This is a genomic window from Nocardia sp. NPDC004123 (assembly GCF_053603795.1).
Map to the genome: position 1 here is coordinate 146,262 of NZ_JBSGGG010000021.1, position 13,849 is coordinate 160,110.

Below are 13,849 nucleotides of genomic sequence, written 5' to 3' on the forward strand. Positions count from 1 at the left end.
GTGCGGCTAGTGGGCGGTGAGTTCGGAGATGCCGTTGTGGCGGCGCAGCTGCCAGACCGTGGTGCGCTTGGACTGGGAGCGGCCGTTGCCGCGGTCGATCAGGGTGCGGTTGGCGGTGGTGAAGACCAATTGCGCGCCCTGGGTATTGGTTTCGGGATTCTGGAACAGCTGGATGAGGCTGTCGGCCGTCTCGGGGGTGAGGGCGGCGTCGATATCGTCCACCGCCAGCACGCCGCCGGTGTCGAGAGCGTCGAGCATGGGCGGCAGCAGGCGCAGCATGGCCAGGGTGGCGCTGGACTCGTCGGTGATGTCGAAAGCGGTTTCGATGCCCTCGTGGGTGAGGCCCAGGCCGACGCCGCGGCGGGCCACCATGCGGGAGTACAGCGCGTCCCGGGCGGCATAGAGGTTGGCCAGTTCGCGCTGCAACAGGGTGACGGTGATGCCGTGCTCGAGGAACATCTCCTCGGCGTAGTTCGCCGAGACCGTGCAGGACTCGATTTCCTTTGTGGTGGAGGCGATATCGGTGTCCAGGTCACGCAGGTAGTCGGCGTACATGGGGTCGTCGGACGGCAGCAGTAGATCGGTGATGCCGAGGTCGGCGGAGCGCAGCAGGGTCAGCAGCCGCACCGCATGGTCGGTCGAGCGCGAGATGTGCGAGCCCACCCGGTGCGCGACCTCCTGCGGATCCGGCTGCCCGCACTGTACTTCCAGCAGCGACTGGAACCAGCGGTAGGCCGGGACCAGCGGCTCGGCGTACAGCTGCCCGGACAGGCTGAGCAGCAAGGCATTCGGGCGCACCAGCGGCACCACGGCACCCAGCCCGTAGCGCGCGGCCTCGAACATGGGCCCGATGCGGATGTCGTCGCCGGCGCGCTCGAACACCACGCGTTTGCGATTGTGCGGATGCGAGTGCAGCCATTCCGCGGCCACGTCGGCATTGTCGAGCCGGAACCCGTAGGTGTACGGGCACCCCTCGGCGACGAAGTTCGCCACGAATTCCGAAGGGCGATCGGAGAATCCGAGGTGCGGCGTCCGAACCGGACCGGAGTAGGGATCCCACCCGGTGACCGAATTCAGTACGGCGTCGCGCATGCGATCGAGCGCGTCGATGAGGCCCGTCTTGCCGGTAGCGGCCGTCCCGTAGACGGCGGTGACCGGTGTGGCGACCGGCCCGCTACCCCGGGTCAGCCGCAGTTCCTGCGGTTCGGCGAGGGACCGATGATTCGACACCTGAAAACTACGCAACACCCTGGACATCCTGCCGGTCGCGGGTCGGAAATGCGACTCACCTTATTCGGGCATTCCGCGAGGGCGGCACCCGGAGGGCAACTTTCGCGATATCCGGGTTCGAAACCGGGGCGACCGGCACGGACCGCGCCGCGGCCGAATGCCGGTGTGCACGAACCGCAGCGGAGCAGGGCGCGAACCTCAGCGGAGCAGACCGTAGGCGCGGGCGGGAGCGAGACGGACGACGGCGCGGCGGTCGGCGACCATGGCGCGGCGGTAGTCGTCCCAGTCGGGGTGCTCGCCGCTGAGGGCGCGATAGTAGGCGACCAATTCGTCGACCGTGGCGTCGCCGGGATCGGCGGCGACGGGGGAGACCTCGGCCTCGCCTTCGATGACCGCGTACGACCAGAAGTCGTCGCTGCTCATGTGCAGCGCGGCCCACGGGTCCCGGACCAGATTGTGGTACTTGGCACGGTCGGCGGTGATGGAGATCCGGATGATGCCGTCCTCGCCGGCCCAGTGCAGCACATTGGAGAGCTGCGGACGGGTGTCGCGGCGAATCGTGGTGAGCACCGACTTGCGGTGGGAGCGCGCGAAATCGACTGCCTTGGCGAGGTCCATACCGAGTGGAACCCGGCCGGTTGCGGGCGTGTTCCCGAGTCCGGAAAAACCTCGCATCAGGCGTGCGACGTGCGGGAATGGTGATCGAACCTGTCGGCGGGGCGGGATAGAGTGCCTGGTGTGAGCGAATCGGGCATGGAGATCACCGCGGCGAGCGGGGACGAGCGCGTCGAGTGGCAGCGGCTGGCGGAGGAGGTTCGCGGCCACCAGTTCCGCTACTACGTGCGGGACGCGCCGATCATTTCCGACGGCGAGTTCGACGAGCTGTTCAACCGCCTGGTGGCGCTCGAGGAGGCGCATCCGGATCTGCGCACCCCGGATTCGCCCACCCAGCTGGTCGGCGGCGGCTTCACCACCGAATTCCAGCCCGTGGATCACCTGGAGCGGATGTACTCGCTGGACAACGTCTTCAACGAGGACGAGATGCGGCAGTGGATCGCCAAGGTGGAGGCCGATGCCGGCACCGATCTGCACTACGTGTGCGAGGTGAAGATCGACGGCGTCGCCCTCAACCTCGTCTACGAGGACGGCAAGCTGGTGCGCGGCGCCACCCGCGGCGACGGCCGCACCGGTGAGGACGTCACCCTCAATGCCCGCACCATCGAGGACATTCCGCACGAGCTCATCCACAGCGACGAGTTCCCGGTGCCGAAGCTCCTGGAGGTGCGAGGCGAGGCGTTCATGACGCTGGCCGACTTCGAGTCGCTCAACGCCGCCATCGTCGCGGAAGGCAAAGCGCCGTACGCGAATCCGCGCAATACCGCCGCCGGGTCGCTGCGGCAGAAGGATCCAGCGGTGACGGCGCGGCGGCGGCTGCGCATGATCTGCCACGGCTTCGGCCGGCTGGCGGGCTTCGCGCCGGAATCACAGTTCGAGGCCTACCGCGCGCTGGCCTCCTGGGGTCTGCCGGTGTCGGCGCACACGATCCGGGTGCAGGGCGCGGACGCGGTGGTCGACCGCATCAACTACTGGGGCGAGCACCGCCACGATATCGAGCACGAGATCGACGGCCAGGTCATCAAGGTCGACGAGTTCAGCCTGCAGCGCCGCCTGGGCTCCACCTCGCGCGCGCCGCGCTGGGCCATCGCCTACAAGTACCCGCCGGAGGAGGCCACCACCAAGCTGCTCGACATTCAGGTGAATGTCGGTCGCACCGGCCGGGTTACGCCGTTCGCGGTCATGCAGCCGGTCACCGTGGCGGGCTCCACCGTCGCCATGGCCACCCTGCACAATGCCTCCGAGGTGCAGCGCAAGGGCGTGCTCATCGGCGACACCGTCACCATCCGCAAGGCCGGGGACGTGATTCCCGAGGTGCTGGGCCCGGTGGTGGATGCCCGCGACGGCAGCGAGCGGGAATTCGTGATGCCGACGCACTGCCCCGAGTGTGGCACCGAGCTGGCCCCGGCCAAGGAGGGCGACGCCGATATCCGGTGCCCCAACCAGCAGTACTGTCCGGCGCAGCTGCGGGAGCGGGTATTCCACGTGGCCGGGCGCGGCGCGTTCGATATCGAGGCGCTGGGCTACGAGGCCGCCATCGACCTGCTGAAGTCGGGCGCAATCGCCGACGAGGGCGACCTGTTCTCCCTCGACGAGGACAGGCTGCTCACCACCACGCTGTTCACCAATAAGAGCGGCACCCTGTCGGCCAATGGCAAACGCCTGCTGGAGAACCTGGAGTCCGCCAAGGACCGCCCGCTGTGGCGCGTGCTGGTCGCGCTCTCCATCCGCCATGCCGGTCCCACCGCGGCCCGGGCCCTGGCCACCGCATTCGGCAGCATGGACCGCATCCGGGAGGCCTCGGCCGAGGAACTGGCCGCCACCGACGGCGTCGGCCCCACCATTGCCGCCGCGGTCACCGAATGGTTCACGGTGCCCTGGCATCTCGAGATCGTCGACAAGTGGACCGCCGCCGGCGTCCGGATGGAGGACGAGCGCGACGAGTCCATCGAGCGCAACCTGGAGGGCCTGTCCATCGTGGTGACCGGCTCGCTGGAGAGCTTCACCCGCGACGGCGCGAAGGAGGCCATCCTCGTCCGCGGCGGCAAGGCGGCCGGATCCGTCTCCAAGAAGACCGCTTTCGTGGTGATCGGCGACGCACCCGGCTCGAAGGCCGCCAAGGCCGAGGAACTGGGTGTCCCCATCCTCGACGAGGCAGGTTTCGTGAAACTGCTCGAGGGCGGCCCGGAGGCGGTGTCGGAAGTCCCGGAACCGGAGTCCGAGAGCCCGGAGGCGGTGTCCTAGAGATCGATTCGCACCGGCGCGGCGCCTCGTGCAACCGCGTACGCGCCCGGTGCGGGGGCGATCGGCAATGCGCTCGGGGTCGTAGAGATTTCGGGCGGACTACCCGGCCATCGGCGACTTGATCGTCGTGGTGTATGCCGGTGAGGGGTGCGCGAATCCGCCGGGCCTCTATGCCGGGGAGCTCGCCGACACGATCGCCCGGGCGGGGCGATCGGTAAAGGCAATCGCGTGCGGCGGGGCGGTATTGAGGATGGAGTTGTGGTGATGAATGTGCGCAGTGAGCGGTCACGGGACGGCCGCGTGGAGATTCGGGTGGCCGAGCCCGGGGATTACCCGGCCATCGGTGAGCTGACCGTCGAGGTGTATGTCGGTGAGGGGCACGTGAATCCGCGCAGCCCCTATGTCGAGGAGCTGGCGGATACGGCCACCCGGGCGGCGGCGGCCGAGATTGTGGTGGCGGTCCGCGACGGCGAGCTCCTGGGCTCGCTGACCATGGCCCGGCCCGGCACGCCGTTCGCGGATATCGCGCGGCCGGGGGAGTTGGAGTTCCGGATGCTCGCGGTGTCCAAGGGGGCCCGCGGGCTGGGAATCGGGACCGCCCTCATGGGGCGGGTGATCGATACCGCCCGCACCGAAGGTTTCGACGCGGTGGTGCTCACCACCATGCCGACCATGCAGGACGCCAGGCGCATGTACGACCGGCTCGGCTTCGCCCATGCCCCGGAACGAGATTGGCGCACCGACTCGGGCCTGCAGCTCACGGTGATGCGCCTGGAGATCGCTGCGGCACGCTGACCTGGCCGGGCCGGACGCCCGGCATCGTCGATTGGGCAAAGGGCGGCGGCGGACTCACCGACCGGCCGCGGCGGACCGGCTCGACCGTCACGCGGTCGAACCGGCCAACCTCGCGGGCCCGCGACGGGTGCGCGGGCGATGCCCCGGGGAAGCGGCGACGGAAGTGTCTGTCATCCCGGCATGTTCGGGCCGCGATCTCGGGCGGTGGATTTCGTCCGCGAACGCGCCGGGATTGCGGGCTGCACCCGCTCAGGTCAGGACGCCGTCGATGCAGAGCGACGCGGTGCGCCAGGTCGGGGCGGGGCGGGCGCTGTCGAAGTCCCACTGCGAGATCGGGTGTGCGGCCTTCCAGAGCATGACGTCGCCGGGGAGGCGGACCACCTGGTACACATCGTCGGTGCCCGGGATGAGCTGGTTGCCGACGCAGTAGTCGGTGTAGCTGGTGCCGGGTTGTCTTGCGCCGGCGCTGAATTGGCCGACCGGGCTGGCGGTCGCGCCCGGGGCCGGAACCGTGCTCGGCCGATCGGTGGCGGCCCCGGCGAACCAGTACGGCGCGCCCGACTGGGTTCCGCAGCGGAAGGTGGTGCCGCCCGCGACCACGGTGCTGTCCTGCGGGTGGGTCGTTCCCGCCCAGAGACATCCGGCGCCGGCGCGCGACTTGCGCTCGCTCGGTTCGGCCTCGGCGGCCGCGGCTAGCGGAAGACCGGCGACCGCCAGCGCCGCCGCTGCCAGGGGCGCGGCGGCCACGCGCCCGAGGCGACGGGTGCTGGTGGTTGTCGGCGGGGGTGTCGCGGGTTTCGGCATGGGGGCTCCCGTGGCTCGGTGCGGGGTCAGCAGTAGTTGGCTAGCGGGGGGCAGACGGTGTAGCCGGAGCCGTCGGCGTTCCACGACGGCGTCCAGACGGACGAGTTGCCCGCCCCGGTGTCGAACGGCTGCGGCGAAGGGGCGGGGACTTTGCCCGGGGAGCGCGGATGCTGGTTCTGCAGAACGGGATTCATGTCCGAGTGGCGGTGGCCGAAGGGGTCGCTCGCGTGGATGCCGGTTGGGTCGTCGCCGTGGGTGATGGTGCCCCGGCCGCCGCCGGATCGGGGTCCGGCCGAATCGGAGGCGCCGGGCGAAATGGTTCCGCGGGACTGGGATTCGGCGGTGGCGGGCCCGGCTGCGAGCAGGGCTGCGGCCAGTCCGGCCACGGGGGTCAGGACGAGGGTTGCGCGTCGGAGGGTCGGGCGTGATCGATGGGCTTGCGGCATGGCGTCCTGCCTCTCTGCATGGCGTCATTGCTGATCTGCTTGCCGGTTCTGGTCACGTCGGTGACTTATCTACTAAGTAAGACCGTAGATCATCTACGTAGATGAATAGTAGGTAAATCCTGTGAATCTACTAAGTTCGTACGTAGATACGGCACGGTGAACAGCGGCCGGGCAGACGAGAACGCCCCCACCGGATCTCCGGAGGGGGCGTGAAACGCGGTGCGAGAAAGGTGGTGCGGCTCAGCCGAGCACGGTGGCGACGATGCCGGCCAGGTAGCCGAGCCGCGCGACCTCCGACGGCCGGAAATCCGGACCACCCGGACGTCCCAGCAGCAGCACCTTGCCGGTATTGCCGAGCGGCGCCGCGGCCAGCTTGGTGTCCATGTCCTTCCACAGCTGCGGCAGCCAGTCGGCCTCGCCGTCGAGGACCGTCGGCTTCTCCAGCGGCATCCACGGCGCCGACGCCGCCTGGGTCGACGGGGCGCTCTGCGAGCCAACCACGCGGTACGCGCCCTGCGGGCCCATGTCGATCACGGTCGACCAGCCCACCCGCAGCACCCGCGGCACGCCGTCGACCAGCACCTGCAAACGATCGTCGCGCGCATTGGCGACCTGATCGATGAGCTCGAGTTCGCGGTGGGTGTCCAACATCCCGGAGTACGGGCGCAGCGAATCGACCTGCACATCGTGCAGGGATTCGGCCGCGGTGATGAGGGTGTCGGGCAATGCGCCCGAGGGCACCTCCACCACGATGTCGTCGATCGCGAAGCCGTCGCCGCGTTCGACGACATCCAGCGAGAGGATGTCCGCGCCGACGGAACCCAGCGCCAATGCCAGCGACCCGAGACTCCCTGGGCGATCCGGAAGTTGCACGCGAAGCAGATAAGACACGTGCCTTCCTTTCTTTACTGTGCGACCGAAACTTTCGGACGGGTACCCGAGTCCCGCAATACTTACACCCTCGAGAGCTGGTTATCGAATCGAACCATTCCCTGTGACGCGGGCCACTTACCCATCGGTTACACATTGATGGTGCCAGGTCTGGCGCACACCTGCGACCGCTGGCTCGGGGCGACCTACTAGGCTGTCGAATGGCCAATCACCAAGCTCGAACCATGCCGAAAGGGGTCCCGCGGTGCCCGCCATCTCCAGGGACGAGGTCGCTCACCTCGCCCGGCTGTCCCGGCTCGCTTTGACGGACGACGAACTCGATCTGTACGCCGGTCAGCTGGATTCCATCCTGACCCACGTTGCACAGATCTCGCAGGTCGCCGCCGCGGACGTGCCCGCCACCGCATCCCCGAATCCGGAGACCAATGTGACGCGCCCGGACGCGGAGCAGCCCTGCCTGACTCCGGAACAGGCGCTCGCCATGGCGCCGGCCGTCGACGAGCAGCGGTTCATGGTTCCGCAGATTCTGGGAGAGGGCGAATGACAGACCTGACCAAGCTGTCCGCGGCCGAACTCGCGGACAAGATCCACACGCGCGAGGTCTCCTCGGTCGAGGTCACCGAGGCCCACATCCAGCGCATCGCCGAGGTCGACGGGGAGATCAACGCCTTCCTGCACGTGGCCGGCGAGCAGGCGCTGCTGACCGCCGCCGAGGTGGACCGTCAGGTCGCCGGCGGCAAGGTGGTCTCGGCGCTGGCCGGTGTTCCCTTGGCGCTCAAGGACGTTTTCACCACCACGGACATGCCGACCACCTGCGGGTCGAAGATCCTGGAGGGCTGGGTGTCGCCGTACGACGCGACGCTCACCACCAAGCTGCGCGAGGCGGGCATCCCGATCCTCGGCAAGACGAACATGGACGAGTTCGCCATGGGTTCGTCCACCGAGAACTCGGCGTACGGCCCGACCCGCAATCCCTGGGACACCGACCGGATTCCGGGCGGTTCGGGGGGCGGCTCCGCCGCGGCGCTCGCCTCGTATCAGGCGCCGCTGGCCATCGGCACCGACACCGGCGGTTCCATCCGCCAGCCGGCCGCGGTCACCGCGACCGTCGGCACCAAGCCGACCTATGGCACCGTGTCCCGTTTCGGCCTGGTCGCTTGCGCGTCCTCGCTGGACCAGGGTGGCCCGTGTGGCCGCACCGTGCTGGACACCGCGCTGCTGCACGAGGTGATCGCGGGCTACGACCCGAAGGACTCCACCTCCCGCAATGTGCCGGTGCCGCCGGTGGTCGCCGCTGCCCGCGCGGGCGCCAAGGGAGACCTGACGGGCCTGAAAGTCGGTGTGGTGAAGGAACTTCACTCCGACAGCTACCAGCCGGGCGTCATCGCCTCCTTCGACGCCGCGGTCGCGCAGCTGAAGGAACTGGGCGCCGAGGTGATCGAGGTGTCCTGCCCGCACTTCGAATTCGCGCTGCCCGCCTACTACCTGATCCTGCCGTCGGAGGTGTCGTCGAACCTGGCGCGCTTCGACGCCATGCGGTACGGCCTGCGCGTCGGCGACGACGGCTCGCGCTCGGCCGAGCAGGTCATGTCCATGACCCGTGAGGCCGGGCTGGGCCCGGAGGTCAAGCGCCGCATCATGATCGGCACCTACGCGCTGTCGGCCGGGTACTACGACGCCTACTACGGTCAGGCCAACAAGGTCCGCAACCTGATCGCGCAGGACTTCGACAAGGCCTACCGGACCGTCGACGTGCTGGTCTCGCCGACCAGCCCGTTCACCCCGTGGAAGCTGGGCGAGAAGGTCAACGACCCGCTGGCCATGTACCTCTCGGACCTGTGCACGCTGCCCACCAACCTGGCCGGGCACTGCGCCATGTCGGTGCCGTCCGGGCTGAGCGCGGACGACGGCATGCCGGTCGGTCTGCAGATCATGGCTCCGGCGCTGGCCGACGACCGGCTCTACCGGGTCGGCGCGGCCTACGAGGCGGCCCGCGGGCCCATCGCCTGAGCGCGAAGGTCATGAAGGCGGCCTGATCCAGGCTGTGTCGACGGCCTGATCCAGGCTGTGTCGACGGCCTGATCCAGGCTGTGTCGACAGCCTGATCGAGGCGGTCCCGCAAGCGAATTCGGCCCCCGCCGGTATCCACCGGCGGGGGCCGTCCCTGTCCACCGGCACGGACCCGGCGCTGTCCGTCCGGGTTGCCCGCTGCCCGACTTGTCGGGTTCTGCCCGATCGGCGTCCGGCCGATCGGGCAATGCCTGCGGCTTGTCGGCCCAGACCGGTAGGCTGGCAGCGGTTCGGCGTGTGTGAAGGGTTTTCTTGGGGATGTTGCGACGCGGCGAAGTCTTCGCGGGCTACGTGATCGAGCGCGAAGTGGGCCGTGGCGGAATGGGTTCGGTCTACGCTGCCCGCCACCCTCGGCTCCCGCGGCTCATCGCGCTCAAACTGCTGCACCGGGAGATGTTCGGCGAGAACGAGACTCGCCTCCGGTTCGAACGCGAGGCCGACGTCATCGCCCAGCTCGACCATCCCAACATCATCACCGTCTACGACCGCGGCGATGACGACGAGCAGCTGTGGATCGCCATGCAGTACGTGGACGGGGTCGACTGCGCCTCCATCGATCCCTACGACCTCAGCCCCGACCGGGCAGTCGAGATCGTCGTGCAGACCGCGGCCGCACTGGATTACGCGCACGGGCGCGGCGTGCTGCACCGGGATGTGAAGCCCGCCAATATCCTGCTGTCCCGCTCCGGCGGCATCGGCGCCGGATTCGCCGAGCGGGCGCTGCTCAGCGACTTCGGCATCGCCCGGGTCCTCGATGACACCGCGCACCTGACCCGCACCGGCATGCTCAATGCCACCCTGGCCTACGCCTCGCCGGAACAGCTCACCTCGGCGCCCATGGGGCCGCGCTCGGACCAGTATTCCCTGGCGTGCACGCTGTTTCGGCTGCTCACCGGGCGCGGGCCGTTCGACGCCCCGAATATCGCGACCGTCATGCTCGGGCATCTGCAGTCGCCGCCGCCCGATGTGAGCCTGCTGCGGCCCGAGCTGCCCGCCGAACTGGACGCGGTGCTGCGGAAGGCGCTGTCCAAGGATCCGCGCGACCGCTACGACAGTTGTTTCGAATTCGCGCAATCCGCCTGGGAGACGGTGGCCGAACCGGTGTCGCTGGTGCGGCGGCCGCGCGGGCTGGTCGCGGACCGGCTGCCGCGTCAGGACACCGTGCTCGGCTGTCTGTTCGGCGGCGCCGTCGGGGACGCGCTGGGCGCGCCGATCGAGACCATGCTGCTGCCGAACATCCAGCAGCGCTACGGGATCCAGGGCGTCACCGGGGCGGGCAGCGGCTACCGGGGCCGCATCTCCGACGAGACGCAGCTGGCGCTGTTCACCATGGAGGCGCTCATCCGCAGCGCCCGGGCGCGCGAGCGCGGCACCGCCGCCGCGGTCGGCATGATCCAGGAGAACCTGCTGGTGTGGCTGCGCGGGCAGGGGCAGGCGGCGGTGCCGGAACAGCCGGTGCCGTTGCAGAGCGGGCTGACCGGATATCCGGAGCTGATGACCTATCGGGGGCCGACGCAGACGACCATCTCGGCCATGCTGCGGGTGGCGGCGCGGCAGCAGCCCGGAATTCCGCTGGGCACCCGCGATCATCCGATCAACGACTCCAAGGGCTGTGCGGCCACCGTGCGATCCGCGTCGTGCGGGTTCATGCCCTCGCTGGAGTACGCGTTCGAATTGGCCTGTGACGCGGCGGCACTTACCCACGGCAATCCGAGCGGCTGGCTGCCGGCGGGCGCGTTCGCGGCCATCGTGTACGGGCTCTGCCGGGGACTGGACGTGCGGGCGGCGGTGGAACAGGCTCGGGCCCAGCTGGTTCGCAACCGCGATCACGAGGAGACCACCGAGGCACTCGACGCGGCCGTGCGGCTGGCCGACACCGTGGCCTTCCGGGGCCGGCCCATGCCGCCGCCCGGACTGCTGGAACCGCTGGGCACCGGCGTCATCGGGTCCGAGGCGCTGGCGCTGGGGGTGTGCGCGGCGGTATGTGCCGAAAACGTGGGCGGCACACCGGAACAGATCTTCCGCAACGGTGTGCTGCTGTCGGTGAATCATTCCGGGGACAGCGACTCCACCGGGGCCGTCTGCGGCGCGCTGCTCGGGGCCCGGCTCGGGGTGCATGCCATCCCCGCGCCCTGGCGCGCCGGCCTCGACGCGGCGGCCGCCATCGAACGGCTGGCCGCCGACTTCACCCGCGAATTCCGCGGCGCCGCTCAGCAGTCCGGCATGACCGTTCCCTGGTCGGCGCCGTAGCGGTGACCGTGACCGGGCGGGGCGTCGAGCGCGCCCAGCAGGTCGGCGGTGGTCTGCAGGAAGCTGATCACCGGAAGCCAGTGCGGGACCGGCGCGTCCGGGCGGGTGGCGGTGAGATCCGGTGCGCGCCACAGCAGCGCCGGCGACCAGTGCACCACCGGATCGGAGGCATTGGCCAGCACCGTCGCGCGGCCGTGCTGGACCTGCCCGGCGGGCGGGCCCGCCCAGAGCGCGCCGCAGACGCGGCGGTCCTGGTCAGCGGCATCGGTGAAGACGGCACTGCCGCCCAGTGCGCCCAGGCTCTGTCCGTAGATGTAGAGCTTCGGCGGATTCGGTAGCGCCGCGATCCGTTGCTCCACGGCCCGGAACACGGCGCGGGCGGATTGCTCGGCGGCGCTGCGGCCGAAGACGAAGGTGACCCAGCTCGGGGCATCGGAGTACTGCAGACCGACCAGGGCGACATCGCCGCCGAAGCGGGCGTCGAGACCCTTGGCCGCATCGCTGTCGATCCAGCCCGAACCGGTCGGCACCGTCACCACCAGATTCCGGCGCTGCAGTCCGCCGGTGCGCTCCAGCTCCCGGATCGCCAGCGCCACCCGGGAATCCAGATCGGGCGCGGAGTTCAACCCGACGTACACCCGCACGGTCCGCGCCGGAGCCCCCGCCACGAACCGGCGGCCCTGCGCCCCCAGCGACGGCCAGCTCGCCATCGACACCGGACTACCCGACCGCGTCGGCGAATCCGGTTGCACCAACTCCGGATCCACATACGAATTGGCCGCCGCATAGGCCGCCCGCCGCCACTCCACCACCGTCGGCACGACCACCAGCTGCCCCGCCACCAGCAGCGCCACTCCCGCCGCGATACTGCGCACCCGCCCCAATCTCCGCACCACCCAGCCCACTCCGCGTGCCAGGGCGACCACGGCGACGACGAGCGGTACGGTCCAGGCCAGCCACTGCACCCAGTACCCGGGTCCGATACCCGCGACTCCCATGGCGGCGCGCAAGGTGTTCTGCCAATGTTCGGCGTAGCCCATCGCGGCCCCGACCAGCACCATGCCCGCGATCAGTGCCGGAACTCGGCCGCGCGTCAGATGCTCGATCCCGAACCGCGTCCACCGCAGCGCCATTCGGATGATCGCCGCCAGCCCCAATCCGATCAGCACCACGAGTGCGGTCAGGATCGCCTGCGCCGACGGTGTCCGCGGTAGCAGCCCCGGCGCCAGCGAGATCATCGTCCCGCCCGCCACCGCGGCACTGGTCCCCACTCGTGGGGCATGGAATTTCGCCCGCCCGAGCCACCTTCGAGGCCCATCCCGGACCACGGCAGCGGCGCCTCCCGCCTGACGCCCGGTCCGCTCCCCGTCCGCTGTGGGGACCACTTCCGCCCGCCCGCCGCCACTCGGGCCTTGCCGACCGTGGGGTGGGAGGTCGGCAGCAGGAATTGCCGCATCTACCGCATGAGTCGGGATGAATCCGGGTTGATCTGCCGCGGTAGGTGGTTCGGCCCGATGTCCCGGTGGGAGGGAGAGCTCGGCCTCGCGCGCGCCGGTGGTCTCGGGTGGGCGGGTCACCGTGCCACCGCCATGCCATCGAGTGCGTCGGGACCGCGCAAATGCGCGAGGGTGGTCCGGCGGTTGCGCGTGCGACCCACGAGAATGGTTGTCGCCGTGGCCAGTCCGGCAGCGAGTCCGAGGCCCGCGAGGGTGAGGGTGGCCGGGGAGGGGGCGTCGCCGGAGTGCTCGAAGAAGGGCTCGTAGATGGGGTTGCCGTAGTCCTGCCGGATGGAGTTCAAGTCGACGGCCGTGGTGGCGACGCTGGCCATGACCTGGCATTGGGCGCGCGAGACCGGGTTCTCGCGGGCGTCGCAGGCCGCGTGCATGCGTCGTTCCAGGGCGGCGTCGACGGTTTGCCGGGCCCACGGGCCCAGCGTCTGGCCGTGCGCGGCCGCGTAGCGCAGCAGGTCGTAGCCGAGATCGTGGGATTTGCAGGCCAGATCGAATTCGGCGGGCAGCGGGACGGGGGAGGAGCAGTCACCGTTCGGGTTGATGAGCATGCCCGACTCGACCACCGGGCGATATCCGGCCGTGGTGACGAAGTCCTCGGGGATGAGCGCGGGATCCGGCTGCACGGCAACCGATTCCAGGATTCCGCTGCGGGCGGCGGCGTTCTCGGGCGTGCCCGGCCAGCTGATCACGGCCCCGGCGCCAGGGGCGAAAGCCACACCGGCCGAGCACATCACCGCCGCGGCCGCCGCGAGCGCACCATATCGGCGCTGCCGGGCCCGGCGGTCGTGGCCTGACACGCCAGGGCCGGGGGACATGGCACTCGTCGAGTCGTCAGCCGCCGGTACGTCAGCGGTCGTGGCGGGCGAGGTCTCTCGCGTGGTGTCCGCTGCGCGGCCGGCAGCCGCTACGGGTGCGGTGGAACGGGTCGAGATCCGGCGGGAAGTCGGGAACGCTCTCATGGGTCTCGACGCTAGGAATCGGGCTCCGACCGGG

12 protein-coding genes are annotated in these 13,849 nt (G+C 69.9%); 5 read left to right on the plus strand and 7 right to left on the minus strand.

The annotated features are described in order from the left end of the window. Positions 1-6 precede the first annotated feature (6 nt). Positions 7-1,248: an AAA family ATPase gene (locus ACWEQQ_RS29425; RefSeq protein WP_452338743.1), complete on the minus strand. Its 1,242-nt coding sequence runs from the start codon at positions 1,246-1,248 to the stop codon at positions 7-9. 180 nt (positions 1,249-1,428) lie between these two features. After that, complete coding sequence (locus tag ACWEQQ_RS29430) at positions 1,429-1,848, minus strand: PPOX class F420-dependent oxidoreductase (protein WP_452350535.1); 420 nt, start codon at positions 1,846-1,848, stop codon at positions 1,429-1,431. A gap of 135 nt (positions 1,849-1,983) precedes the next feature. Here ACWEQQ_RS29430 and ligA point away from each other — a divergent pair, with 135 nt between their 5' ends. Together ligA and ACWEQQ_RS29440 are read left to right on the plus strand one after the other, a co-directional pair. After that, on the plus strand, positions 1,984-4,089 hold the full coding sequence (ligA, locus tag ACWEQQ_RS29435; RefSeq protein WP_452350555.1) for an NAD-dependent DNA ligase LigA: 2,106 nt from the start codon (positions 1,984-1,986) through the stop codon (positions 4,087-4,089). 264 nt (positions 4,090-4,353) lie between these two features. After that, the gene (locus tag ACWEQQ_RS29440; protein WP_452350536.1) at positions 4,354-4,884 is read left to right on the plus strand and encodes a GNAT family N-acetyltransferase; all 531 of its coding nucleotides are present in this window, start codon (positions 4,354-4,356) and stop codon (positions 4,882-4,884) included. A gap of 249 nt (positions 4,885-5,133) precedes the next feature. Here ACWEQQ_RS29440 and ACWEQQ_RS29445 read toward each other — a convergent pair whose 3' ends face one another. From ACWEQQ_RS29445 to ACWEQQ_RS29455, 3 genes are all read right to left on the minus strand, one after another. Further along, positions 5,134-5,688: a hypothetical protein gene (locus tag ACWEQQ_RS29445; RefSeq protein WP_452338746.1), complete on the minus strand. Its 555-nt coding sequence runs from the start codon at positions 5,686-5,688 to the stop codon at positions 5,134-5,136. Between the two features lie 26 nt (positions 5,689-5,714). Then, positions 5,715-6,134 (minus strand): hypothetical protein, encoded by a 420-nt coding sequence (locus ACWEQQ_RS29450; RefSeq protein ID WP_452350537.1) that lies wholly within the window; start codon positions 6,132-6,134, stop codon positions 5,715-5,717. Between the two features lie 240 nt (positions 6,135-6,374). Continuing rightward, positions 6,375-7,025 carry an amino acid-binding protein gene (locus tag ACWEQQ_RS29455; RefSeq protein WP_452338748.1) on the minus strand — a complete coding sequence of 217 codons (651 nt, stop codon included), beginning with the start codon at positions 7,023-7,025 and terminating at the stop codon, positions 6,375-6,377. Positions 7,026-7,269: 244 nt separating this feature from the next. Between ACWEQQ_RS29455 and gatC the strand changes: the two genes are divergently transcribed. The 3 genes from gatC (at position 7,270) to ACWEQQ_RS29470 (ending at position 11,345) form a co-directional block, all read left to right on the plus strand. Then, positions 7,270-7,569, plus strand: a complete 300-nt coding sequence (gatC, locus tag ACWEQQ_RS29460; protein WP_354835250.1) for an Asp-tRNA(Asn)/Glu-tRNA(Gln) amidotransferase subunit GatC — start codon at positions 7,270-7,272, stop codon at positions 7,567-7,569. After that, positions 7,566-9,035, plus strand: coding sequence for an Asp-tRNA(Asn)/Glu-tRNA(Gln) amidotransferase subunit GatA (gatA, locus tag ACWEQQ_RS29465; protein ID WP_452338749.1), 1,470 nt, complete (start codon positions 7,566-7,568; stop codon positions 9,033-9,035). The genes gatC and gatA overlap by 4 nt, the downstream gene beginning before the upstream one ends. Before the next feature lie 318 nt (positions 9,036-9,353). Next, complete coding sequence (locus tag ACWEQQ_RS29470) at positions 9,354-11,345, plus strand: ADP-ribosylglycohydrolase family protein (RefSeq protein ID WP_452350538.1); 1,992 nt, start codon at positions 9,354-9,356, stop codon at positions 11,343-11,345. Here ACWEQQ_RS29470 and ACWEQQ_RS29475 read toward each other — a convergent pair. Together ACWEQQ_RS29475 and ACWEQQ_RS29480 are read right to left on the minus strand one after the other, a co-directional pair. Further along, positions 11,306-12,616 carry an alpha/beta-hydrolase family protein gene (locus tag ACWEQQ_RS29475; protein ID WP_452338751.1) on the minus strand — a complete coding sequence of 437 codons (1,311 nt, stop codon included), beginning with the start codon at positions 12,614-12,616 and terminating at the stop codon, positions 11,306-11,308. The genes ACWEQQ_RS29470 and ACWEQQ_RS29475 overlap by 40 nt on opposite strands. Positions 12,617-12,918: 302 nt before the next feature. Further along, positions 12,919-13,653, minus strand: a complete 735-nt coding sequence (locus ACWEQQ_RS29480) for a hypothetical protein (RefSeq protein ID WP_452350539.1) — start codon at positions 13,651-13,653, stop codon at positions 12,919-12,921. Positions 13,654-13,849: the final 196 nt, after the last annotated feature.

Coding starts and splice junctions, on each gene's coding strand:
- ACWEQQ_RS29430 (WP_452350535.1), bottom strand. CDS start 1,848: ATGGACCTCGCCAAGGCAGTCGATTTCGCGCGCTCCCACCGCAAGTCG.
- ligA (WP_452350555.1), top strand. CDS start 1,984: ATGGAGATCACCGCGGCGAGCGGGGACGAGCGCGTCGAGTGGCAGCGG.
- ACWEQQ_RS29440 (WP_452350536.1), top strand. CDS start 4,354: ATGAATGTGCGCAGTGAGCGGTCACGGGACGGCCGCGTGGAGATTCGG.
- ACWEQQ_RS29445 (WP_452338746.1), bottom strand. CDS start 5,688: ATGCCGAAACCCGCGACACCCCCGCCGACAACCACCAGCACCCGTCGC.
- ACWEQQ_RS29450 (WP_452350537.1), bottom strand. CDS start 6,134: ATGCCGCAAGCCCATCGATCACGCCCGACCCTCCGACGCGCAACCCTC.
- gatA (WP_452338749.1), top strand. CDS start 7,566: ATGACAGACCTGACCAAGCTGTCCGCGGCCGAACTCGCGGACAAGATC.
- ACWEQQ_RS29470 (WP_452350538.1), top strand. CDS start 9,354: ATGTTGCGACGCGGCGAAGTCTTCGCGGGCTACGTGATCGAGCGCGAA.